Annotated in this window: 20 protein-coding genes and 2 pseudogenes; 12 read left to right on the top strand and 10 right to left on the bottom strand. The window is 65.1% G+C overall.

Annotated elements, in window-relative coordinates:
* The first annotated feature begins 45 nt into the window (after positions 1–45).
* Positions 46–969, top strand: a complete 924-nt coding sequence (locus BXA07_RS23290; RefSeq protein WP_076571300.1) for a LysR family transcriptional regulator — start codon at positions 46–48, stop codon at positions 967–969.
* A gap of 16 nt (positions 970–985) precedes the next feature.
* Positions 986–1,738: a DUF4303 domain-containing protein gene (locus BXA07_RS23285; RefSeq protein ID WP_083708485.1), complete on the top strand. Its 753-nt coding sequence runs from the start codon at positions 986–988 to the stop codon at positions 1,736–1,738.
* A 3-nt stretch (positions 1,739–1,741) separates the two neighbouring features.
* On the opposite strand, the gene BXA07_RS23280 is transcribed toward BXA07_RS23285, so the two are convergent.
* From BXA07_RS23280 to BXA07_RS23245, 9 genes and pseudogenes are all read right to left on the bottom strand, one after another.
* On the bottom strand, positions 1,742–2,863 hold the full coding sequence (locus tag BXA07_RS23280) for a metallophosphoesterase (RefSeq protein WP_076571298.1): 1,122 nt from the start codon (positions 2,861–2,863) through the stop codon (positions 1,742–1,744).
* Positions 2,864–3,007: 144 nt separating this feature from the next.
* A complete protein-coding gene (locus BXA07_RS23275; RefSeq protein WP_076571441.1) occupies positions 3,008–4,522 on the bottom strand; it encodes an ATP-binding response regulator in 1,515 nt (504 codons plus the stop codon).
* Entirely contained in the window at positions 4,509–5,015 is a 507-nt protein-coding gene (locus BXA07_RS31435) for a response regulator transcription factor (RefSeq protein WP_244556384.1), read from the bottom strand. Before BXA07_RS31435 ends, BXA07_RS23275 begins: the two co-directional genes overlap by 14 nt.
* 45 nt (positions 5,016–5,060) lie before the next feature.
* A pseudogene (locus BXA07_RS31430) lies at positions 5,061–5,174 on the bottom strand (hypothetical protein); the annotation flags it as partial.
* A gap of 358 nt (positions 5,175–5,532) precedes the next feature.
* A pseudogene (locus BXA07_RS31425) lies at positions 5,533–6,339 on the bottom strand (ATP-binding protein); the annotation flags it as partial.
* Positions 6,336–7,421, bottom strand: a complete 1,086-nt coding sequence (locus tag BXA07_RS23260; RefSeq protein WP_244556379.1) for an ATP-binding SpoIIE family protein phosphatase — start codon at positions 7,419–7,421, stop codon at positions 6,336–6,338. The gene BXA07_RS23260 and the pseudogene BXA07_RS31425, both read right to left, overlap by 4 nt.
* Positions 7,418–7,858 (bottom strand): anti-sigma regulatory factor, encoded by a 441-nt coding sequence (locus tag BXA07_RS23255; protein ID WP_076571438.1) that lies wholly within the window; start codon positions 7,856–7,858, stop codon positions 7,418–7,420. Before BXA07_RS23255 ends, BXA07_RS23260 begins: the two co-directional genes overlap by 4 nt.
* Positions 7,855–8,217, bottom strand: a complete 363-nt coding sequence (locus BXA07_RS23250) for an STAS domain-containing protein (RefSeq protein WP_076571290.1) — start codon at positions 8,215–8,217, stop codon at positions 7,855–7,857. Before BXA07_RS23250 ends, BXA07_RS23255 begins: the two co-directional genes overlap by 4 nt.
* Positions 8,218–8,224: 7 nt before the next feature.
* Positions 8,225–9,115 (bottom strand): STAS domain-containing protein, encoded by an 891-nt coding sequence (locus tag BXA07_RS23245; protein WP_076571435.1) that lies wholly within the window; start codon positions 9,113–9,115, stop codon positions 8,225–8,227.
* A 246-nt stretch (positions 9,116–9,361) separates the two neighbouring features.
* Here BXA07_RS23245 and BXA07_RS23240 point away from each other — a divergent pair, with 246 nt between their 5' ends.
* The 4 genes from BXA07_RS23240 to BXA07_RS23225 all read left to right on the top strand — a co-directional run bounded on the left by BXA07_RS23240 (position 9,362) and on the right by BXA07_RS23225 (position 13,127).
* Entirely contained in the window at positions 9,362–9,775 is a 414-nt protein-coding gene (locus BXA07_RS23240; protein ID WP_076571288.1) for a hemerythrin domain-containing protein, read from the top strand.
* 34 nt (positions 9,776–9,809) lie between these two features.
* The gene (hmpA, locus tag BXA07_RS23235; RefSeq protein ID WP_076571286.1) at positions 9,810–11,006 is read left to right on the top strand and encodes an NO-inducible flavohemoprotein; all 1,197 of its coding nucleotides are present in this window, start codon (positions 9,810–9,812) and stop codon (positions 11,004–11,006) included.
* 130 nt (positions 11,007–11,136) lie between these two features.
* Entirely contained in the window at positions 11,137–11,445 is a 309-nt protein-coding gene (locus BXA07_RS23230; protein WP_070291452.1) for a DUF485 domain-containing protein, read from the top strand.
* Positions 11,442–13,127 (top strand): cation acetate symporter, encoded by a 1,686-nt coding sequence (locus BXA07_RS23225; RefSeq protein ID WP_076571284.1) that lies wholly within the window; start codon positions 11,442–11,444, stop codon positions 13,125–13,127. The genes BXA07_RS23230 and BXA07_RS23225 overlap by 4 nt, the downstream gene beginning before the upstream one ends.
* Before the next feature lie 64 nt (positions 13,128–13,191).
* On the opposite strand, the gene BXA07_RS23220 is transcribed toward BXA07_RS23225, so the two are convergent.
* On the bottom strand, positions 13,192–13,647 hold the full coding sequence (locus tag BXA07_RS23220; RefSeq protein WP_076571282.1) for an RrF2 family transcriptional regulator: 456 nt from the start codon (positions 13,645–13,647) through the stop codon (positions 13,192–13,194).
* Between the two features lie 340 nt (positions 13,648–13,987).
* Between BXA07_RS23220 and ppc the strand changes: the two genes are divergently transcribed.
* From ppc to BXA07_RS23190, 6 genes are all read left to right on the top strand, one after another.
* A complete protein-coding gene (gene ppc / locus BXA07_RS23215) occupies positions 13,988–16,741 on the top strand; it encodes a phosphoenolpyruvate carboxylase (protein ID WP_212592355.1) in 2,754 nt (917 codons plus the stop codon).
* A 32-nt stretch (positions 16,742–16,773) separates the two neighbouring features.
* Positions 16,774–17,784, top strand: coding sequence for a type I glyceraldehyde-3-phosphate dehydrogenase (gap, locus tag BXA07_RS23210; protein ID WP_076571280.1), 1,011 nt, complete (start codon positions 16,774–16,776; stop codon positions 17,782–17,784).
* 90 nt (positions 17,785–17,874) lie between these two features.
* Positions 17,875–19,335: a pyruvate kinase gene (gene pyk, locus BXA07_RS23205; RefSeq protein ID WP_083708484.1), complete on the top strand. Its 1,461-nt coding sequence runs from the start codon at positions 17,875–17,877 to the stop codon at positions 19,333–19,335.
* Positions 19,336–19,492: 157 nt separating this feature from the next.
* Positions 19,493–19,672 carry a hypothetical protein gene (locus BXA07_RS23200; RefSeq protein WP_076571278.1) on the top strand — a complete coding sequence of 60 codons (180 nt, stop codon included), beginning with the start codon at positions 19,493–19,495 and terminating at the stop codon, positions 19,670–19,672.
* A 245-nt stretch (positions 19,673–19,917) separates the two neighbouring features.
* On the top strand, positions 19,918–20,424 hold the full coding sequence (locus BXA07_RS23195; RefSeq protein ID WP_076571427.1) for a sigma-70 family RNA polymerase sigma factor: 507 nt from the start codon (positions 19,918–19,920) through the stop codon (positions 20,422–20,424).
* The gene (locus BXA07_RS23190) at positions 20,421–21,389 is read left to right on the top strand and encodes a FecR domain-containing protein (protein WP_170909724.1); all 969 of its coding nucleotides are present in this window, start codon (positions 20,421–20,423) and stop codon (positions 21,387–21,389) included. Before BXA07_RS23195 ends, BXA07_RS23190 begins: the two co-directional genes overlap by 4 nt.
* Positions 21,390–21,414 lie beyond the last annotated feature (25 nt).

Raw genomic sequence — 21,414 nt, 5'->3', positions numbered from 1 at the left:
ATCAATTTCAACTATAAGTATCAAATGAGCGGGTAGAATAGGCGCATGGACGCCCTCAATCATTTGCAATCGTTTGTGCTGTCTGCCGAACTGGGCAGCTTTTCGGCGGCCGCGCGCCGCCTGGGACTGACGCCGGCGGCCGTCAGCAAGAACGTGGCGCGGCTGGAAGCGAGCCTGGGCCTGCGCCTGTTCCAGCGCAGCACGCGCCGCCTGACCCTGACGGAAGGGGGCGAGCGCTTTCTGCAGCAGATAGGCGGCGCCCTGACGACCCTGCGCGAGGCGATTGCCGGCGTGGCGGAAGAGGGCGGCCAGCCGGCCGGCGTCCTGAAAATCAGCATGGCGCCGTCGTTCGGGCGCAGTTACGTGGTGCCGCTGCTGGGCGAGTTCATCGCGCGCTACCCGGGCGTCGTTCCCGACTGCCATTTCGACAACCGACAAGTGGATTTGATCGGCGAGGGGTTCGATGTCGCCATCGGCGGCGGCATTGAGCTCACGCCCGGCGTGGTGGCGCGCGAGCTGGGCCACGCCCACGTCGTCGCCACGGCGTCGCCCGCCTTCATGCAGGGGAAACGCATGCCCGCGCATCCGCTGGATCTGGCGCAATTGGACGGCGTGGCGCGCCGCTCGGCCGGCAGCGGACGCCTGCGCAGCTGGATACTGCGCGACGGGCAGGGCGGCGAAGGCGTGGCCGAATGCCGGCCGCGCGCCATCTTCGACGACCCGGACGCGATGGCGCAGGCCGCCGTCATGGGCGTCGGCGTGGCGCTGCTGCCCATGCCGCACGCGCTGGCCCATTTGCGCAGCGGCGCCCTGATCCGCCTGCTGCCCGGCTGGCACGCCGATTCCGGCCCCCTGTCCGTTTACTATCCCAGCAAGAAGCTGCTGCCCGCGAAGACGCGCGTGTTTGTCGATTTTTTGCTGGAGCAGTTCCGCCAGCGCGATTTCGCCGCGCAGATGCGGGCCGATTAAACGATGAGACCTTCCCATGCATAGTAATTACAGCCTGTTTTACACCTTTGACGGCGGTCAAGCGGCCCGTTTCCGGGAAGCGCGCGTGTTCGGCGCGACCGTCTGGACGGCCAGCGGTGCGGCCATGACGTGGGGCGAGGCGACGCGCAAGGACTACGCCAGCGAAGCCGAGGCGCAGGCCGCCTACGCCACCCGTTGCCAGGCGGCGCTGGCCGATGGCTACAGCTTGGCGCGCGCCAGCGTCATCGACCCGGCCACATTCGATTTCGCGCTGCTGCAAGCCCTGGTGGCGCACGCCGCGCGCCAGGCTCTCGACTGCGTGCGCAGCGCGCATCCCGGCCAGCACATCGACGCTTTCGCGCTGGTGAGCGACGATAGCGCCATGACGATAGCATGCATGGCGAACAGCCGCGAAGCGCTGGCCGCCTCGGAATACGGTGACGAGATGCTGTGGAACCCGGCCGAATGGGCGTTCGACGACGGCGGCGCCTGTTTCGACAGCGCCTACCGCCTGCTGCTGCAGGCGCACCGCGAACTGCCGTTCGATGTCGATTTTGACACCTTCCGCGCCGGCGTGTTCGACGCCTGCATCGCGGCGCTGGCGCAGCTCGACGCCGAAGGGGTATTCGGCACGGGCGCCGAGCGCGATGCAAATCTGCTGCTGTTCGAGGTCAGCGACAGCGAGCCGCTGGAAGGCGCGCTGGCGCGTTTGAATCCGCCGGCCGTGGTGGCGCGTTTCGAGGACTGGATGGCCAGCTGGGCCGACTAGGTTCTACGCCGCCACCAGCCGCAACAGCGTAATCTCCGCCGGCGCGCCGATGCGTTTCGGCGGCCCCCAGTACCCGGTGCCGCGGCTGACATAAATCCACAAACGGCCTTGCCGGTGCAGGCCCGCCACGTAGGGCTGCTGCAGCGGCACGAACAGATTCCACGGCCAGAACTGGCCGCCGTGCGTGTGGCCCGACAGTTGCAGGTCGTAGCCGGCCGCTTCGGCCTCGGGCGCGCTGCGCGGCTGGTGCGCCAGCAGGATGCGGGGGATCTCGGCCGGCGCGCCGGCGATGGCCGCTTGCGGGTCGCTTTTCTGGGCCGGATCGAAGGCGCCCGCATTGAAGTCGGTGACGCCGGCGACGGCCAGGCGCGCGCCGCCGTGTTCGAGCACCGCATGTTCGTTCATCAGTACGCGCAGGCCCAGGCGGCGGAACTCCGCCACCCACGGCGCGGCGCCCGAATAGTATTCATGGTTGCCTGTCACCAGAAACACGCCATGGCGCGCGCGCAGCTCGCCCAGCGGCGCCGTGTGCGCGCCCAGCTGCGCCACCGTGCCGTCGACGACGTCGCCCGTGATGGCGATAAGGTCCGCCTGCAGGCCGTTGGCGCGCGCGACGATGGCTGCCACGTAGGCACGCTTGATGGTGGCCCCCACGTGGATGTCGCTCAGCTGCACGATGGTGAAATTGTGCAGGGCGGCCGGCAGGCCGGTAATCGGCACGTCGACCTGGCGCAGGCGCGCCACCTTGCGGGCGTTGATGAAGCCGACGACGGTGGCCAGCAGCGCCAGGCCCAGCGCCGCCACGGCGGAGGCCTGGGCATGCGGGCGCACGGCGGGAATCAGCAGCAGCAGGGCGTGCAGCACCGTGAGCACGAACAGCGAGGAAAAAAAGCCCATGCACAGCGAGCCGGCCCAGCTCAGGCGGTCGGCCAGGCGCGCATCGTTGGTGACGGCGCGGGCGAAGATGGTCATCGGCATCAGCATGGTCGAGGCCAGCAGGACGACGCCGCCGGCCAGCCAGCCGGCCAGGCCGACGGGCAGCGCAGGCAGCAGCAGCCAGCCCAGCAGGGCGTGCAGGGCGCCCAGTATCATGGTGATGCGCAGCAGGGGCGTGCGGGTTTTCATGTCGTCGTTACAGTGGAGGGCGGGCAGGGGGCCGGGCAGCGCAGCGGCGCTGCACGTCGCAGCCGTCCGGGAAGCCCGGAGCGGCCGCGCTGTGTCTGCGCCGATTATAGCCGACCGCCGATTTGCCGGCGGCGGCCGCCCGCATCACGCTCCGATATGCAGCCCCAGGCTGGCCAGCTTGCCGAAATCGACGGGCTTGGCGAAATGTTCATCGAAACCGGCCTGCATGGCTGCCTGGCGGTCGTGTTCCTGGCCATAGCCGGTCAGCGCCACCAGCCGGAACTGCTGCGGGATCGGCAGCTGGCGCAGCTTGACGGCCACTTCGTAGCCACTCATGTCGGGCAGGCCGATGTCGAGGAAGACGATGTCGGGCCGGAATTCCAGCGTGCGCTGCGTGGCCTGGCCGCCCGTGTAGGCCGTGCACACGGTGTGGCCGTAGATTTCCAGCAGCTCGGCCAGGGTGTCGGCCGCATCGCAGTTGTCGTCGACGACGAGGATGCGCTGGCTGCCGCCGGCGTCTGGCGGCGCGGGGGCGGCTACCGGCAGGGGCACGTTGGCGTCGAGCGGCAGACTGACCTCGAAAGTGCTGCCCAGGCCTACGCCGGGGCTGCGCACGCTGACCTGGCCGCCGTGCAGCTGCACCAGGTTGCGCACCAGCGACAGGCCGATGCCCAGGCCGTCCTGCACCCGGTCGGGAGAGTGCCCGCTCTGCGCGAACAGGCCGAAGATGCTGTCGATGCTGGCGGCGTCGATGCCGATGCCGTTGTCGCTGAGGCGGATGCGCACGGTGTCGCCATCGCGTTCGGCGCGAATGACGATGCGCCCGCCAGGCGCCGTGAACTTGGCCGCGTTGAGCAGCAGATTGGCAACGATCTGCGACAGGCGCACGGCGTCGCCGCAGACCCACAATTCTTCGCCGGGCAAGTTCACGTCGAGCGCATGGCCGCGCGCCACGATGCTGTGCGAACTGGTTTCGACGGCGCTGCGGATGACGCTGGCCAGGCTGACGCTTTCCCACTGCAGCGAGATCTTGCCCTGCGAAATGCGCGACACGTCGAGCAGGTCGTCCACGAGGCGCACCAGGTGGTCCGTGTGGCGGGCGATGGTGCGCCGCGCATTGTCCTGCATGGCCGGCACGACGGGATCGAGCTTGCACAGCAGGGCCAGCGCCGTGCGGATGGGGCCCAGCGGATTGCGCAATTCGTGCGCCAGCGTGGCCAGGAATTCATCCTTGCGGCGGTCGACATCGCGCAGCGCGCGCTCGACCTTGCCCAGGCGTAGCAGTGCCTTGACGTTGGCGATCAGTTCATCGGCCTCGATCGGTTCGACCAGGTAGTTGTCGGCGCCGCCGTCGAGGGCGCGGATCTTGTCGGCCGTGCCGATGCACGAGGCCGACGTCTGCAGCACCAGGATGGTGTTCGTGTCGGTCCCGCCCTTCAATTGGCGGCACACTTCCAGGCCGTTGATGTCGGGCAGCTTGACGTCGAGCAGGATCAGGTTCGGGCGTTCCTGGCGCGCGCGCAGCAGGGCGTCGCCGCCATTCGACGCTTCGATCACCTTGAAGCCGGCGCGCGTGAGGATGCGCGACTTGGCGTAGCGTGCGCCGTCGCTGTCATCGACGTTGAGGATCAGAGCATCGCTGTTGTTATCCGGTAGCATGCGCATTATCCCAGTTGGTTGTGCCTTGCGGCGTGTCCGGCGCTTGCCGGTTGCTTGTGTGGCCCAGCAGGGCGCGCAGGGTGGCCAGCAGCTGCTGGCGCAGCAGGGGCTTGACGTAGTACGCGTCCGCCCCCAGCGCCAGGCCCTTGCGCTTGTCGTCGATTTCGGTGGCGATGATGACGGGCACCTGGCGCCGTTGCGGGTCGTTTTTCAGCTCGGCCAGCCAGTGCCAGGCGTTTTCGCCGTGCAGCAGGATGTCGAGGATGACGGCGGCGGGCCGCTGCTGCTCCCAGCGCTCCTGCGCCTCGCGCACGCTGCGCGCTGCCACCACGCGAAACTCGCTGCCGGCCAGGAATTTTTCATACAGCAGGCGCACGGGCGGGTTGTCTTCGACCACCAGCACGGGGATGCGCTGGTCGTTGCCGTTGTCGTTGGCCGGCGCGCTGGTCGGCAGGCTGCCCTCGGGCGGCAGGTAGTGCGTGGGCAGGACCACGGAAAACAGCGAGCCCTTGCCCGGCGTGCTTTCCACGGTCACCGTGCCGTTGAGCAGGGCCGCCAGGTTGCGGCACAGGGGCAGGCCCAGGCCCGTGCCCTTGACCTTGCGCTGCATGTGGTTTTCCACCTGGCTGAATTCCTCGAAGATCAGCTGCACGTCCTCGGCGCCGATGCCCAGGCCCGTGTCGGAGACGGCAAAGCGGATCGCGTCCTGCTCCGGCAGGGGGGGTGGCGCTGACGATGATGGCGCCCGCTTCCGTGAACTTGAGGGCGTTGGAGATGAAGTTGCGCAGGATTTGCGACAGCTTGCCTTCGTCCGTATGGATCTGCAGGGCCGGATCGGGGGCGATGAAGGTGAGGGTAAGCGACTCGGACACCAGCAGCGGGCGCAGCATGCCGCGCAGGGCGCTGAACAGGTCGGCCACCTGGAAGCTGTTGGCGTGCACGTCGACCTTGCCCGCCTCGATCTTGGCCAGGTCCAGCAGGTCGTTGACCAGGTCGCTCAGGCTGACGGCGCCCTGCAGGATGAACAGTACCTGCTTTTCCTGTTCCCCGGACAGTTCGCCGTCGACCCGGTCGAGCAGCAGCTTGGACAGGGCGCGGATGGAGCTGAGCGGCGTGCGGAATTCATGGCTCATGTTCGACAGGAAGCGCGACTTCATCTGGTCGGCGCGGCGCAGGTGGTCGGCCTTTTCGTCCAGTTCCGCGTACAGCGCCACCACGCCCCGGTTGGTGTCCTCCAGCTCGCGCGTCAGTTGCAGCAAATCGTCCTGGCGCGTCTTCAGTTCGGCCAGGGTGGCCAGCAGCTCGCGGTTCTGCTGCTGCACTTCGGCCAGGGTGATGTCCGGCGGCAGCGCCTGCAGGCTGCCGCCCAGCGCGCCGATGCTCTGGCCGTCGAGCAGGGGCGCCTCGCGCGGGAACAGCTTTTGCAGGGTGATCTGCGTGCCCGCGCCCGGCGCGCTGTCGATGTGGAAGCGGTCCATCAGGCGCTGCGCGCCGAGGATGCCCAGGCCCATGCCCGTGGGCGAGCGGTAGCTGCCGGCCAGGATGTGCTGCAGCTGCGGCCCGGCGATGCCCGGCCCCTGGTCCTCGATGCGGATGGTGAACACCTGCGGCGCCGTCTGTCCGTCGATGGCGAAGTGGATCTTGCCGCTGCCCGCGTAGTTGTAGACGTTGCGCGCCAGTTCCGATACGGCCGTGGCGATGCGCACCTGGTCCTGCACGCCGAAGCCGCACAGGCCGGCGATCTGCCGCGCGCGCTGGCGCGCCCCCACCACATCGAGTTCGCTGGCGATATTGGCGGTTAATATGCGTTGCGTCATGCCGCACCTGTCCCTTCTGCCGTTACAGCTTGATGTTCTTCATGTTCGCGCAGCACCACCACCGTGACGTCGTCGCGCCCGCGCGCAAAATCGCGGTACAGCACGGCGGCGACCAGGCTGGGGTGGCATTGCGCCAGGCCCGGATACTGTTCCAGGTCCCAGCGCGTGTGCAGGCCGTCCGAATGCATGATCAGGGTCGTGCCCAGCTGCCACGGGTGGCGGAATTCCTGCAGCTTGCGCAGATTGCTGCCGACGATGCCGTTATGCGACAGCAGATGCCGGCGCTGGTGGGCGTCGAAGGCGCAGGCGGCGATGTTGCCCACGCCGCAGTAGCGCAGTTCGCGGCGCGCGCTGTCGATGTGCGCCACGGCCAGGGCCGCGCCGCGCGTGGCCCGCAGGGCGCCGTGCGCCAGTTCGATGAAGGGCGCCGGCAGGGGCGGCAGGCCGGGCGTGCTGTTTTCGAGCAGGGCGCTGGCCGTTTCCGACGCCCTGGCCGCCAGCGGGCCGTGGCCCAGGCCGTCGGCCACCATCAGGCTCAGTTCATGGCCTTCGCAGACGACGTTCCAGGCGTCGCCGCACACCTGTTCCGACGCCAGCGGCAGGCAGACGGCGCCGATCTGCCAGTTCGGGCTGGGGGGGATGGCGCTGCTGGCGTGCGGCCCCCACACCACCATCATCAGCACGGTGCCCTTGCCGGGCGCCGTATACAGGTCGAATTCCTGGCTCAGGCGGCGCATCGCGCCCAGTCCCACGCCATACGTGCCCGTGGTGGAGTGGCCATCCTGCATGTGCTGGCGCACGTTGCCGATGCCGGGACCGCTGTCGATCGCCAGCACTTCGATGCCGCTGGTGCCGCCGCGCAGCACCTTGCGCAGCAGGATTTCGCCACGCTGCGCATGCTTGACGATGTTGGTGGCCGCCTCGCTGATGACGATGGCCAGCTGGCCTGCGCGCACGTCGTCGAAACCGATGCGCCGCGCCAGCTCGGTGCCGGCGCGGCGCGCCGCGGCGATCTCGCTCGGTTCGCCGATGGGGAAGCTTCGTTGCCTGAGGATGTCAGGCGGTGGTTCCAGGTGGTTCAAAACAGCTTCCATTTCGCGATGGTGACAGTGGTGCCCGATCCGGGCGCCGTGTCGATGTGAAAGGCGTCGGCCAGGCGCTTGGCGCCGCCCAGCCCCAGTCCCAGCCCGCCGCCGCTGGTGTAGCCATCGGACAGGGCCAGGGAAATATCGTCGATGCCGGGTCCCGCATCGACAAAACTCAGCTCCAGCCCCTGGCGCAGGCCTTCGCGCACGTGCACGATGCGCGCCTCGCCCCCGCCGCCGTAGCGCAGGGTGTTGCGCGCCAGTTCACTGGCCGCCGTGATGATCTTGGTCTGCTCGATCAGGCCAAAGCCCATGGCGACCATGCTGTCGCGCACCTGGCGGCGCAGCCGCACGACATCTTCATCGCTGAGCAGGGGCAGCACCTGCGCCCCTTCCCGTGCCGTGGCGCGCGACGGCTGCCAGGCGGGACTCAAGCCCACAGGCTGCCCCGTTCCAGCAGCTTGATGCCCTGTTCCACGTTGAGCGCCGTGCTCACGCCGTCCAGCGTCAGCCCCAGTTCCACCAGGGTGATGGCGACGGCGGGCTGCATGCCGACCACCACCGTGTGCGCGTCGAGGATCTTCGCCATCGCCGCCGTGTTGCTGATCATGCGGCCGATAAAGGAATCGACGATGTCGAGTGCGGAAATGTCGATCAGCACGCCCGTGGCGCGGTCCTTGACGATGCGCGTGGTCAGGTCATCCTGCAGGGTCATCGCCAGGCGGTCATGCATGTCCACCTGTATCGTCACCAGCAGCAGCCGGCCCATGCGTAAAATGGGGATTCTTTCCATAGGCGCCTCAGTGTTGTTGCTGCTGGTAGGTGATGGTGGAACCCGTGCGTTTCAGGGCCACGACGAAGGCGTCGGCCAGGGTGGCCTTGGTGATCACGTCTTCCAGGTTCACGCCCAGGTGCACGATGGTTTGCGCGATCTGCGGGCGGATGCCGCTGATGATGCAGTCTGCGCCCATCAGGCGTGCCGCGGCGATGGTTTTCAGCAGGTGCTGCGCCACCAGGGTGTCGACGGTGGGCACGCCCGTGATGTCGATGATGGCGATCAGCGCGCCCGTGTCGACGATCTTTTGCAGCAGGCTTTCCATCACCACCTGCGTGCGGGCGCTGTCGAGGGTGCCGATCAGGGGCAGGGCCAGCACGTTTTGCCATAGCTGCACCACGGGCGTGGACAGTTCCAGCAACTCCTGCTGCTGGCGCAGGATCACCTGTTCGCGCGCCTTCTGGTAGATGGCAATGGTGAGCAGGCCCAGTTCGTCGAACAATTTGCTGGTGGCGACGATGGCGTCGCCCAGCTGCTCGGGCTGGGCCGTGATTTCCTTGCGCAGGTAGGCGAACAGCGGTTCCTTCAGCGCAAAGACGAAGCTGGCCGTGTCGATCGGCGAATAGCCCTGGCGCACGCGCGACTGCGACATTTCGCTGAGCAGCTGGCGCGTATCGTCCCAGGCGTTGCCTTCGATATCGAAGGCGTCGCCGCTTTCGAGCGCGCGCGCCAGCAGGGGCAGGAATTGCCCGGCTTGCTGGCGCAGCTCGTTTTCCGCGATCTTGTCGCGCCGCACCAGGCGGGCAATCAGATCCGCCATCCAGCCTTCCAGCAATTGCTCGTGGTGCTGGCCGATGATGGCGGCCAGCAGTTGCGTCTGGCCCATGCCGTTCTTGTCGTTCTTGTTGTTCTTCATGTTCATCCTTGACGGGAGTGGAGGCGCCGGGCGGTCTGCCTTGCGCCGCATGCGCAGGTGGCCAGGTCCGGTCTGTCGATAGGAAATTATAGGCAGGCATCGCCATTTCTTTATGTTCTCTCACGCACATAATGGCCTGGCTCAATCAACATTCTTATGGGAAACTTTTCAGTTTAAAGATGTATGTGATTTGCATGTTTAAAGAGATTCCGCTACACTGCAGCCACTCCATCAGAGAAGAACGCCATGAATATCGACAAATTCAAACAGCAGCACCTGGCCATCCTGGCCGCCATCGATGACTTGCGCCGGCTGGTGCGCGGCGGTGTTGCCGCCCAGGCCCAGGCCATTGCCGGGCAGATCATCGCCATGAGCGGCTTGATCAAGCTGCACCTGGCCGTCGAGCAGCGCTACCTGTATCCGGCCGCGCAAGCGTCCGGCGTGGCCAGCGTGGCCCAGCTGGGGCGCGCGTATGAAAACGAGATGCACGGCATCGCCGGCGCCTATCTGGACTTTGCCGGCCGCTGGAACACCCCCGTGCGCCTGGCTGCCGAACCGGAAGCTTTCCGCAGCGAAGCCAATACCGTGCTGCACGCGCTGTTCCAGCGCATGCGGCGCGAGGACCACGATCTTTATCCCGCCATTGAATCACTGGCCTGAAAACCGCCTGCCCATATATCTAAAGGAATTCCACATGCTGACCCAAGAACAACGCGCCATCATCACGGCCACCGTCCCCATCCTCGAGCAGGGCGGCGAAGCGCTGACGCGCCATTTCTACAAGAACCTGTTCCGCGACCATCCCGAAGTGCTGCCGTACTTTAACCAGGCGCACCAGCACAGCGGCGACCAGCAGCGGGCGCTGGCCAATGGCGTGTTGATGTACGCCAAGCATATCGACCGGCTCGACGCGCTGGGCGAGCTGGTGTCGACCATCGTCAACAAGCACGTGGCCCTGCAGATCCGCGCCGAACACTATCCGCTGGTGGGCGCCAGCCTGCTGCAGGCGATCCGCGAAGTGCTGGGAGAAGAGGTCGCCAGCGACGCCGTCATCGACGCCTGGGGCGCGGCCTACGGCCAGCTGGCCGACATCCTGGCCGGCGAGGAAGGGCGCATCTACAAGGCGCAAGCGGCCGCGCCGGGCGGCTGGAGCGGCGCACGCGACTTTGTAGTGCGCAGCAAGACGGTGGAAAGCGAGGAGATCACATCCTTCCTGCTGGCGCCGGCCGATGGCCAGCCCGTGCTCGACTTTGCGCCAGGTCAATATATCGGCGTGGTGGCGACGGTCGACGGCGTGCCCATGCGCCGCCAGTACTCCTTGTCCGCCGCCAGCAATGGCCAGACTTACCGCATCAGCATCAAGCGCGAGCAGGGCGGCAAGGTGTCGACTTATTTCCACGATGCCGTGCAGGCGGGTGACACCGTGCAGCTGACGCCGCCATCGGGCGACTTCGTGCTGCGGGACGGCGACAAGCCGCTGGTGCTGATCAGCGGCGGCGTGGGCATCACGCCGACGCTGGCCATGCTGACGGCGGCCTTGCGCGGCCAGCGTCCCGTGCATTTCATCCACGCGGCGCGCCATCAGGGCGTGCATGCCTTCCGTGCGCAGATCGATGAACTGGCCGCGCAGCATCCCCAGCTCAAGCGTTACTACTGTTATGCGGAACACGCCGGCGAGCAGGCCGCGCCGGGCGCCGCCGCGCCGGACGCCGTCGGCCTGCTCGACAAGGACAGCCTGGGCAGCTGGCTGCCCGCATCGCGCGACGTCGATGCGTATTTCCTCGGACCGCAGCCGTTCATGCGCGCCATGAAAGGCTATCTGCGCGAACTGGGCGTGCCGGAAGCGCAGACCCATTACGAGTTCTTCGGCCCCGCTTCCGCACTGAACTGACCTTGCTGCAAGTGATGTGTTGCCCGTGCGAGAAAAAAACCGCGCCGTAAGGGGCGGGTAAGCCTCGCGCCGTATTGTGAAGCCAAGCTCGACAAGAAAAGAGCAGCTTTTACATAACGGAGGCAACACCATGCATGACGATCTTGTGCAACAAATCAAGCGCGACCCCAATTATCATCAGCTGGTCAAGGTGCGCTCGCGCTTCGGCTGGGCCCTGACGGGCCTGATGATGCTGGTGTACTACGGCTACATCCTGCTGATCGCGTTCGACAAGGAATTTCTTGCCGCCAAAACCGGCGCCGGCGTGATGACCTGGGGCATGCCGATCGGCCTGTTCGTCATCGTGTTTACCGTGGTGATTACCGGCATCTATGTGCGTCGTGCCAACAAGCAATTCGACGACCTGACCAGCGCCATCCAGGCACGGGTGCAAGCATGAACGGCGCCGCATTGACACAACGCAAGCTTTCCTGCCTCGCGGCGCTGGCCCTGCTGGCAGGCGCCAGCGGCAGCGTGCTGGCGGCCGGCGCCGACCTGGGCCAGGCAGTCAAGCAGCCCACCAACTGGACGGCCATCATCATGTTCGCCGTCTTCGTCATCTTCACCCTGTTCGTCACCAAGTGGGCGGCCAAGAAGACCAAGTCGGCGTCCGATTTCTACACGGCCGGCGGCGGCATCACGGGCTTCCAGAACGGCCTGGCCATCGCGGGCGACTATATGTCGGCCGCATCGTTCCTTGGCATTTCCGCCGCCGTGTTTCTCAACGGCTATGATGGTCTGATCTACGCCATCGGCTTTCTCGTCGGCTGGCCCGTCATCACCTTCCTGATGGCCGAGCGCCTGCGCAACCTGGGCCGCTACACCTTTGCCGACGTGGCCGCCTACCGCTTCAAGCAGGCGCCTATCCGCATTTTCTCGGCCTCCGGCACCCTCGTCGTCGTGGCCTTCTACCTGATCGCGCAGATGGTGGGCGCGGGCCAGCTGATCAAGCTGCTGTTCGGCCTCGAATACTGGATCGCCGTCGTGCTGGTCGGTACATTGATGATGATCTACGTGCTGTTCGGCGGCATGACGGCCACCACCTGGGTGCAGATCATCAAGGCCGTGATGCTGCTGGGCGGCGCCACCTTCATGGCCGTGGCCGTGCTGGCGCAGTTCAACTTCAGCCCGGAAGCGCTGTTCGCCAAGTCCGTGGACGTGCATGCCACCAAGGAAGCCATCATGGGCCCCGGTTCCTTCATCAAGGACCCGATCTCGGCCATCTCGTTCGGCATGGCGCTGATGTTCGGTACGGCCGGCTTGCCGCACATCCTGATGCGTTTCTTCACGGTGCCAAGCGCCAAGGAAGCGCGCAAGTCCGTGTTCTGGGCCACCACCTGGATCGCCTACTTCTACATTTTGACCTTCATCATCGGCTTTGGCGCCATCGTGCTGGTGAGCACCAATCCCGAGTTCAAGGATGCGGCCGGTAAATTGCTGGGTGGCAACAACATGGCGGCCGTGCACCTGGCCAAGGCCGTGGGCGGCAACGTCTTCCTCGGCTTCATGTCGGCCGTCGCCTTCGCCACCATCCTGGCCGTCGTGGCCGGCCTGACCCTGTCGGGCGCGTCGGCCGTGTCGCACGACCTGTACGCCACCGTCATCAAGAAGGGCAAGGCCACGGGCGCCAGCGAACTGAAAGTGTCGCGCGTGACCACCATTGTGCTGGGCATCATCGCCGTGGTGCTGGGCATCGCCTTTGAAAAGCAGAATATCGCCTTCATGGTGTCGCTGGCCTTCGCCATTGCCGCCTCGGCCAACTTCCCCGTGCTGTTCATGTCGGTGCTGTGGAAGGACTGCACCACGCGGGGCGCCACCATCGGCGGCTTCCTGGGCTTGACCACGGCCGTCGTGCTGACGGTGGTGTCGAAATCCGTATGGGTCGACGTGCTCGGCCATGGTGAAGCGCTGTTCCCGTACGCTTCGCCGGCGCTGTTCTCGATGACGGCAGGCTTCGTCGGCATCTGGCTGTTCTCCGTGCTCGACAAGAGCCCGCGCGCGCGCATCGACCGCGCCGGCTACGAAGCGCAGCAAATGCGTTCGGAGACGGGCATCGGCGCGGCAGGCGCCAGCGCGCATTGATGTCGTAGGTAATTACTGCAGGAAACAATGCCCGGTTCGCCGGGCATTGTTGTTTTTGGCGCGCTTAGCTGGCCACGCGCAGGGGAATCACGCCTGGCGCCAGCGCCGTCGCGCCCGGTGTCGCTTCGAGTATCGAGGCCAGGGTCACCGTGTCGAGCACGGCCAGGAAGGCGGCCGTGGCCTGGCCCAGCTTGGCCTTCAGCAGGCAATCGGGCGTCAGGGGGCAGGTATTGTTTTCCTTGTTAAAACATTCCGCCATGAAAAAATCATTTTCCGTCTCGCGCACGATCGTGCCGATATTGATCTCGGCCGGGTCGCGCGCCAGGCGCAGGCCGCCGTTGCGTCCACGCACCGTTTCCACGATGCCTGACAGGCCCAGCTGGTGCACCACCTTCATCAAATGATTCTTCGAAATCGCGTGCAGGTCGGCGATGTCCTGGATGGTCACGAGGCGGTCGCGGTGCACGCCCAAATACATCAGGGTGCGCAGGGTGTAGTCAGTGTAGGCAGTCAGTCGCATGGGGTTCGTTCATAAGATGTGGATGACATCCTTGTTTCATCCGCAGCATACAGGAGAGCGCGGGCCATGTGTATTGCGTCGTCACTTTTCAGCCTGAAAAGACAAAAGTTGATTGCCTTTCGATTAAATGCGTAGTAAATTTTCATATTGTTGCCCTGGTAAACAGCTTGCATAACCTGTAAAGCCCTTTGAGCATGGATTTGATTGATTAAAATCAAGAGGATGGTGAGACAATAAGGTAAATTTACTACAAATCGGATGATGGGCGTTTCCCGGGACGGGAAGCGCGTACTACGCAATCTGTGCGGTGCCGCCGTGGCCGCCCCAGGAAATGAATACCATGCAAATGAATGAAGTGAAAGACGAGCTGCTGAGCAGCGATATCCGCCAGCTGGGCCGTCTGCTGGGCGACGCCATCCGCAACCACCTGGGCGATCCCGCCTTCGAGCGCATCGAACATGTGCGCCAGCTGGCCATCCGTTTCCGCCGCGACCATGACGAAGCGGCGCGCGCGCAGCTGTCGGACGCGCTGCAAGCGCTGTCGCAGGAAGAAACCACGCAATTGACGCGTGCCTTCAGCTATTTCTCGCTGCTGGCCAACATTGCGGAAGATCAACACCACATCCGCCGCACGCGCGCCCATCTGATCGCCGGTTCGCCGCCGCGCCAGGGTAGTCTCAGCCATGCCGTCGGCAATGTGTTCGACGCGGGCAAGGCCGATGCGCTGGAAACGTTCTTTGAAGACGCGTTCGTCAGCCCCGTGTTCACGGCGCATCCGACGGAAGTGCAGCGCAAGAGCATCCAGAATTGCCAGATGGCCATCGCGCGCCTGTTGAGCGAGCGCGACCGCGTGCAAATGACGCCCGAGGAAGCCGAGCAGAACGAAGAAGCGCTGGGCCGCGGCATCGTGACCCTGTGGCAAACGCGTTTGTTGCGCACAAGCAAACTGTCCGTCATGGATGAAGTGGCCAACGGCCTGTCGTTCTATGACCACACGATCCTGCGCGAATTGCCGAAACTGTATTCCTCGCTGGAAACTATGCTGGCCCAGCGCGATGCCCGCTGGGAAGATGCGGAATTGCCCAATTTTATGAAAGTCGGCAGCTGGATAGGCGGCGACCGCGATGGCAACCCGTTTGTGACGGCCGACATCCTGCGCAGCACCCTGCAGACGCAGGCGGACAAGGTGCTCGATTTTTACCTCGGCGAATTGCGCAAGCTCGCTTCGCAACTGTCGCTGGCGCAAATCCTGAACGCCTGCAGCGAGCCGCTGCGCGCGCTGGCAGAGCGCTCGGCCGATGCCTCGCCGCACCGGGTCGACGAGCCGTACCGCCGCGCCCTGCATGGCATCCATGCGCGCCTGGAAAGCACGCGCGTGGTGCTGTCTGGCAAGGGCAAGCAAGCCGAAGGCGTGCAGCCTTACGCGGCCGCCGCCGAGCTGCTGGCCGACCTGGACGTGGTCCAGCATTCGCTCGTCAGCAATGGCTTGCGCGCGCTGGCGCGGGGCCGCCTGCGCCAGCTGCGCCGGGCCGTCAAGGTGTTCGGCTTTTCGCTGGCGCCGCTCGATTTGCGCCAGAATTCCGACGTGCACGAGCGCGTCGTGGGCGAACTGTTCGCCGGCGCCCAGCCGGGTCTCGTCTACCTGGACCTCGATGAAGAGCAGCGCATCAGCTTGCTGCTGGCCGAGCTGGAGTCGCCGCGCCTGCTGGCGTCGCCGTATGCGCAGTACTCGGAAGAAACGACGTCCGAGCTCGACATTTTCCGCGCCGTGCGCGACGCGCATGTGAAATACGGCAAGGAATCGGTGCCGAACTGCATCATCTCGAAGGCGGCCAGCGTGTCGGACTTGCTGGAAGTGGCCTTGCTGCTCAAGGAAGTGGGCTTGCTGCGCCAGGACAGCCGCGCAGTCGACGTCAACATCATTCCCCTGTTCGAAACCATCGATGACTTGCGCGCCGGCCCCGCCATCATGGCGCGCGCCTTCGGCTTGCCGTTCTACCGGGGCTTGCTGGCTTCGCGCGCGGACCAGCAGGAAGTCATGCTTGGTTATTCCGACAGCAACAAGGATGGCGGCTTCTTGACCTCCGGCTGGGAACTCTACAAGGCCGAGATCGAGCTGGTGACCGTGTTCAAGCAATACCAGATCAAGCTGCGTTTGTTCCACGGCCGGGGCGGCTCCGTCGGCCGTGGCGGCGGACCCAGCTACGAAGCCATCCTGGCCCAGCCGGCCGGCGCCGTGCAGGGCCAGATCCGGCTGACGGAGCAGGGCGAAGTCATCACGGCCAAGTATGCGAACCCGGAAGTGGGGCGCCGCAACCTGGAAGTGCTGGTGGCCGCGACCATCCAGTCGACCCTGCTGCCGCAGGCGCAGTTGCAGCCGAAGGCGTCGGCCGGCGCGGGCCATTTGGCCGCCATGGAAGAGCTGTCAGGCACTGCCCTGAACGCCTACCGCGACCTCGTCTACGGCACGGAAGGCTTCGAACAGTACTTCTGGGAATCGACCGTGATTGCCGAGATTGCCGCGCTGAATATCGGCAGCCGTCCCGCTTCGCGCAAGAAATCGACCTCGATCGAGGATTTGCGCGCCATTCCCTGGGTCCTGAGCTGGGCCCAATGCCGCTTGATGCTGCCGGGCTGGTTCGGTTTCGGTTCCGCCGTGCAAGCCTACCTGGCCTCCCATCCCGCCGACGGCGCGGACGTGCTGCGCGGCATGTACACGGATTGGCCCTTCTTTACGTCCTTGCTGTCGAACATGGATATGGTGCTGGCCAAGAGCGATATCGCCATTGCTGGCAAATATGCGGAACTCGTCAAGGATAAAACCTTGCGCGACGCCATCTTTACGCGCATCCGCAGCGAATACGCGGCCACCCTGGACGCCCTGAAGCTGATCACGGGCCAGGAAGAGTTACAACAGGCCAACCCGCTGATGCAGCGCTCGATACGCAACCGTTTCCCGTATATCGACCCGCTCAATCACGTGCAGGTGGAACTGCTGAAACGTTTCCGCGAGGGCAAGCAGGATGCGGCGGCCCGCACGGGCATTCATTTGTCGATCAACGGCATCGCCGCAGGCCTTCGCAATAGCGGTTAATTGATTCATTCAAACAAGATCAAGGAGACAGCATGACCATCAAAGTTGCCATCAATGGCTATGGCCGCATCGGCCGCAACGTCTTGCGGGCGTTTTATGAAGGCGGCAAGCAGCAGGATATCGAGATCGTCGCCATCAACGACCTGGGCGACGCCAAGTCGAATGCGCATCTGACGCGCTACGACACGGTGCACGGCAAGTTTCCCGGCGTCGTCACCATCGATGGCGAGAACATGCTCGTCAACGGCGACCGCATCCGCGTCTTCGCGCAGCGCGACCCGGCGCTGATCCCTTGGGGCGAACTGGGCGTCGACGTGGTGCTCGAATGCACGGGGTTCTTCACCACCAAGGAAAAAGCTTCGGCCCACCTGAAGGGTGGGGCAAAGAAAGTCATCATTTCCGCGCCGGGCGGCAAGGATGTGGACGCCACCATCGTGTTCGGCGTCAACCAGCATGTCTTGAAGGCATCGGACACGGTCATTTCCAACGCCTCGTGCACGACGAATTGCCTCGCGCCATTAGTCAAACCGCTCAACGACGCCATCGGCATCGAATCGGGCTTGATGACCACCGTGCACGCCTACACGAACGACCAGGTACTGTCCGACGTGATGCATGAAGACTTGCGCCGCGCCCGCTCGGCCACGCATTCGATGATTCCCACCAAGACGGGTGCGGCGGCCGCTGTCGGCCTGGTGCTGCCGGAACTGAATGGCAAGCTCGACGGTTTCGCCGTGCGCGTGCCGACGATCAACGTGTCGCTGGTCGACCTGTCCTTCATTGCCAGCCGCGACACGACGGTAGTCGAAGTCAACGCCTTGCTGAAGGCGGCGTCGGAAGGCGCCCTGAAAGGCATCCTCACATACCAGACGGAACCGCTTGTTTCCATCGATTTCAACCACAACCCGGCGTCGTCGAATTTCGATTCCACGCTGACCAAGGTCTCGGGCCGCCTCGTGAAAGTGTCGTCGTGGTACGACAACGAGTGGGGTTTCTCGAACCGCATGCTCGACACCACGGTCGCCCTGATGGCGGCCAAGTAAGAAGAACCAGCGCTGATCCAGCGCACCAGGACGGCCGGCCCACAAGGCCGGCCCTTGCAGCAGCACGAACTTTATAGAAAGCAGCACACCATGACCATGCAAGTACAGCAACGCGCCACCAAGATCGTTTCCACCATCGGCCCCGCTTCGAACGATATCGATACCCTGGTCCGCATGTTCAAGGCCGGCGTCGACGTCGTGCGCCTGAACTTCTCGCATGGCAAGGCGCAAGACCATATCGACCGCGCCCGCATGGTGCGCGAAGCGGCAGCCCTGTGCGGCCGCGAAGTGGCCATCATGGCTGACTTGCAAGGCCCAAAGATTCGCGTCGGCAAGTTTGAAGAAGGCAAGATTTTCCTGGAAAACGGCGCTTCCTTCATCCTCGACGCCAAGTGGGGCGAAAACGGCGAACTGGGCAATATCGAGCGCTGCGGCCTCGATTACAAGGAATTGCCGCGCGACTTGCGCGCCGCTGACGTATTATTGCTCAACGATGGACTCATCGTCTTGACGGTGGACAAGGTCGTCGGCAGCGAAATCCACACGACCGTGAAAATCGGCGGCGAATTGTCGAACAACAAGGGCATCAACCGCCAGGGCGGCGGCTTGTCGGCCCCGGCCCTGACGGCCAAGGACATGGAAGACGTGAAGACGGCGATGAGTTTCCAGGCCGATTACGTGGCCGTGTCCTTCCCGAAAAACGCCACCGACATGGTCATGGCGCGCCAACTGGCCAATATCGCCGGCGAGGCGTGGGACCACAAGCCGATGATGATCGCCAAGATCGAACGCGCGGAAGCCATTCCCGCGCTGCAGGAAATTCTCGATGCCTCCGACGGCATCATGGTGGCCCGTGGCGACCTGGCCGTGGAAGTGGGCAACGCGGCCGTGCCGGCCCTGCAGAAGCGCATGATCAAGATGGCGCGCGCGTCGAACAAGCTGGCCATCACGGCCACGCAGATGATGGAATCGATGATCGTCAACGCCGTGCCGACGCGGGCCGAAGTGTCCGACGTGGCCAATGCCGTGTTGGATGGCACGGATGCCGTCATGACGTCGGCGGAAACGGCCTCGGGCCGTTACCCGATCGAGACGGTGGAAGCGATGGCCGCCATCTGCCTCGACGCGGAAAAATGGGATACCTGCAAGCTCGATGCCGATTTCCTCAACGCCACATTTACCCGCATCGACCAGTCTATCGCCTATGGCGCCCTGTTTACGGCCCACCACCTGCGCGTCAAGGCCATTGCCACGCTGACGGAATCGGGCTCCACGGCCTTGTGGATGAGCCGTTGCAACATCGACATCCCCATCGTCGCGCTTACCCCCAGCGTGGGCACGCGCCGCAAGCTGGCCCTGTACCGCAACGTCAGCACGGTGGAACTGACGTCGGGCACGGACCGCGACAAGGTCTTGCAGCAGGCGGAAGACTTGCTGCTGGAACATAAAGTCGTGGCCAAGGGCGACACCGTCGTGCTGACCTGGGGCGAGCCGATGGGCAAGGTGGGCGGCACGAATGCCTTGAAAATCATGAAGATCGGCCAGCACTGACCGTATTGCCGGCCGCCAGCCGCCTGCAGTCTTAAGAAGGGCTGAAAAACAGGCCGTTGGCCGCCCAGCGCAATGGCAGATGCCTAATCGGCCATTGCGAGTGCCGCTTTTTCATGTCAGCATGTCTTTCCCGCCTTGCAAGGCGCATCCGGAGTGCATGATGACTGAATACTTGCCTGCCTTGATCTGGTCGCTGTCGGCCTTCGCCTGCCTCTTCATTGCGAAACGCCGCTCCTTGAAGACCACGGCTGTCCGGGCCGTCCTGGTAACTTTGCTGGGGCCGCTTGCCATTCCCTTCGTGCTGGCCGCAAAACCGGATCAACACAAGCTGGCCTGACTCAGGCGCCGCTAGACGTGCGGCCGCTACGCTTGTCCCTTTGCTATATTTTCACCTTCACGAAGAGCCTGTGGATGAATCGCCGGGCGCCGCGCTGAAACAACGGTTTCCTAAGACAGGCCGGCGCCAGCATTGACGCCGGCGGCAATGATTTGTGATAATGAGAATTATTATCAATTGAGTCGCTTGCCTTGCGGCCGGCCGTCATCGTGGCCGCGCCTTGCCTTGAGCGCATCGGAGTCCCAGTGAACATTGCGCCATCCGGCGAATCGGTCGCAGTCATTTACAGCAATCACCACGGCTGGCTGATGCGCTGGCTGCGCGCCAAGCTGCAGTGCGCCGACCATGCGGCCGACCTGGCGCAGGATACCTTCGTGCGCCTGCTGGCGGCGCCGCCCGAGGGCCGGCAGAGCCTGCGCGAACCGCGCGCCTATCTGACCACCGTGGCGCAGCGCCTGCTGATCGACCATTACCGCCGCCTGTCGCTGGAGCAGGCGTGGCTGGAAACCCTGGCGCAGCAGCCCGATCTGCTGATGCAGTCGCCGGAAGAGCGTTTGCTGGTATTGGAGACCTTGCAGCGCATCGATGCCATGCTCGACGGCTTGCCGCCGCTCGTGCGCAGCGCTTTTTTGCTGGCCCATGTCGATGGCATGGCCTACGGGGAAATCGCCCGGCGCCTGGCCGTGAGCGAGCGCAGCATCAAGCGCTACATGGTGCAGGCCTTCGAGCGCTGCATCCTCCTGATCCTGTGAACGCCGCCATCGACCCGCGGGCTGCGCGCGCGGCGGCGCAATGGCTGGTGCGCCTGCACGGGGGACCCTTGAGCGTTGACGAACAGCAAGCTTTCCAGGACTGGCGCGCCAGCGATCCCGCGCACGCAGCGGCCTGGCAGCGGGCCGAGCTGGTCTGCAGTACCCTGGCCGGCGTGCCGCCCGCGCTGCGCCAGACGGCGGAGGCGGCGCCACAGTCGCCGCGGCGGCGCGCCGTGCTCTACGGCCTGGCCGGACTGATCGCGGCCGGCCCGGCCCTGTGGCTGGCCAGCGAATCGGCGCCCTGGCAGGCGTGGCGCGCTGCCATCCGCACGGCCAGGGGCGAAATCCGCCGCATGACCTTGCCCGATGGCACGCAGCTGGCGCTCAATACGAACACGGCCATCGACGTGCAGTTTGACGGCGCGGCGCGGCAGGTCGTCCTGCATGCGGGCGAACTCCACGTTTCTACGGCGCACGACGGGGCCGTGCCGGCGCGTCCGTTCCTCGTGCGCAGCGGCAATGGCGCCGTGCGCGCCCTGGGCACGCACTTCAGCGTGCGCCAGCGCGGCAGCGTGCTGGCGCCGCGCACCGAGGTCAGCGTCAGCGAGGGCGCCGTCGAGATCGCGCCATCGCAGGCGCCCGACGCCTTGCGCAGGGTCGATGCGGGCCGGCAGGGCAGTTTTGATGACGTGGCCGTTTCCCCCTTGACACCGTTGTCACCCCATGCGGATGCCTGGCTGCGGGGCGTGCTGATCGCCGAGCGCATGCCGCTGGGCGAAGTGCTGGAACAGGTGGCGCGCTACCGCTATGGCGTGCTGCGCTGCGATCCGGCGCTGGCGGCCATGCCCGTCGATGGCATTTTCCAGTTGCACGACCCGGAGAACATCCTGCTGTTGCTGCAACACTCCCTGCCGATCCGGCTGGCGCGCCGCACGCGCTACTGGATCAGTGTCGAGGCGGCCTGACGCAACAATTTACCGCTTGCCTGTC

It is taken from the genome of Janthinobacterium sp. TND4EL3, from assembly GCF_900156175.1.
GTDB lineage: Bacteria > Pseudomonadota > Gammaproteobacteria > Burkholderiales > Burkholderiaceae_D > Janthinobacterium.
The sequence above is the reverse complement of the archived record's forward strand: the minus strand, read 5'-3'. Positions and strand labels throughout refer to the sequence as shown.

What these genes read in the sequence shown, in the direction of transcription:
- BXA07_RS23290 (WP_076571300.1), top strand. Translation starts at nt 46, where the DNA reads ATGGACGCCCTCAATCATTTGCAATCGTTTGTGCTGTCTGCCGAACTG.
- BXA07_RS23285 (WP_083708485.1), top strand. Translation starts at nt 986, where the DNA reads ATGCATAGTAATTACAGCCTGTTTTACACCTTTGACGGCGGTCAAGCG.
- BXA07_RS23280 (WP_076571298.1), bottom strand. Translation starts at nt 2,863, where the DNA reads ATGAAAACCCGCACGCCCCTGCTGCGCATCACCATGATACTGGGCGCC.
- BXA07_RS23275 (WP_076571441.1), bottom strand. Translation starts at nt 4,522, where the DNA reads ATGCTACCGGATAACAACAGCGATGCTCTGATCCTCAACGTCGATGAC.
- BXA07_RS23250 (WP_076571290.1), bottom strand. Translation starts at nt 8,217, where the DNA reads ATGGAAAGAATCCCCATTTTACGCATGGGCCGGCTGCTGCTGGTGACG.
- BXA07_RS23245 (WP_076571435.1), bottom strand. Translation starts at nt 9,115, where the DNA reads ATGAAGAACAACAAGAACGACAAGAACGGCATGGGCCAGACGCAACTG.
- BXA07_RS23240 (WP_076571288.1), top strand. Translation starts at nt 9,362, where the DNA reads ATGAATATCGACAAATTCAAACAGCAGCACCTGGCCATCCTGGCCGCC.
- hmpA (WP_076571286.1), top strand. Translation starts at nt 9,810, where the DNA reads ATGCTGACCCAAGAACAACGCGCCATCATCACGGCCACCGTCCCCATC.
- BXA07_RS23230 (WP_070291452.1), top strand. Translation starts at nt 11,137, where the DNA reads ATGCATGACGATCTTGTGCAACAAATCAAGCGCGACCCCAATTATCAT.
- BXA07_RS23225 (WP_076571284.1), top strand. Translation starts at nt 11,442, where the DNA reads ATGAACGGCGCCGCATTGACACAACGCAAGCTTTCCTGCCTCGCGGCG.
- BXA07_RS23220 (WP_076571282.1), bottom strand. Translation starts at nt 13,647, where the DNA reads ATGCGACTGACTGCCTACACTGACTACACCCTGCGCACCCTGATGTAT.
- ppc (WP_212592355.1), top strand. Translation starts at nt 13,988, where the DNA reads ATGCAAATGAATGAAGTGAAAGACGAGCTGCTGAGCAGCGATATCCGC.
- gap (WP_076571280.1), top strand. Translation starts at nt 16,774, where the DNA reads ATGACCATCAAAGTTGCCATCAATGGCTATGGCCGCATCGGCCGCAAC.
- pyk (WP_083708484.1), top strand. Translation starts at nt 17,875, where the DNA reads ATGACCATGCAAGTACAGCAACGCGCCACCAAGATCGTTTCCACCATC.
- BXA07_RS23200 (WP_076571278.1), top strand. Translation starts at nt 19,493, where the DNA reads ATGATGACTGAATACTTGCCTGCCTTGATCTGGTCGCTGTCGGCCTTC.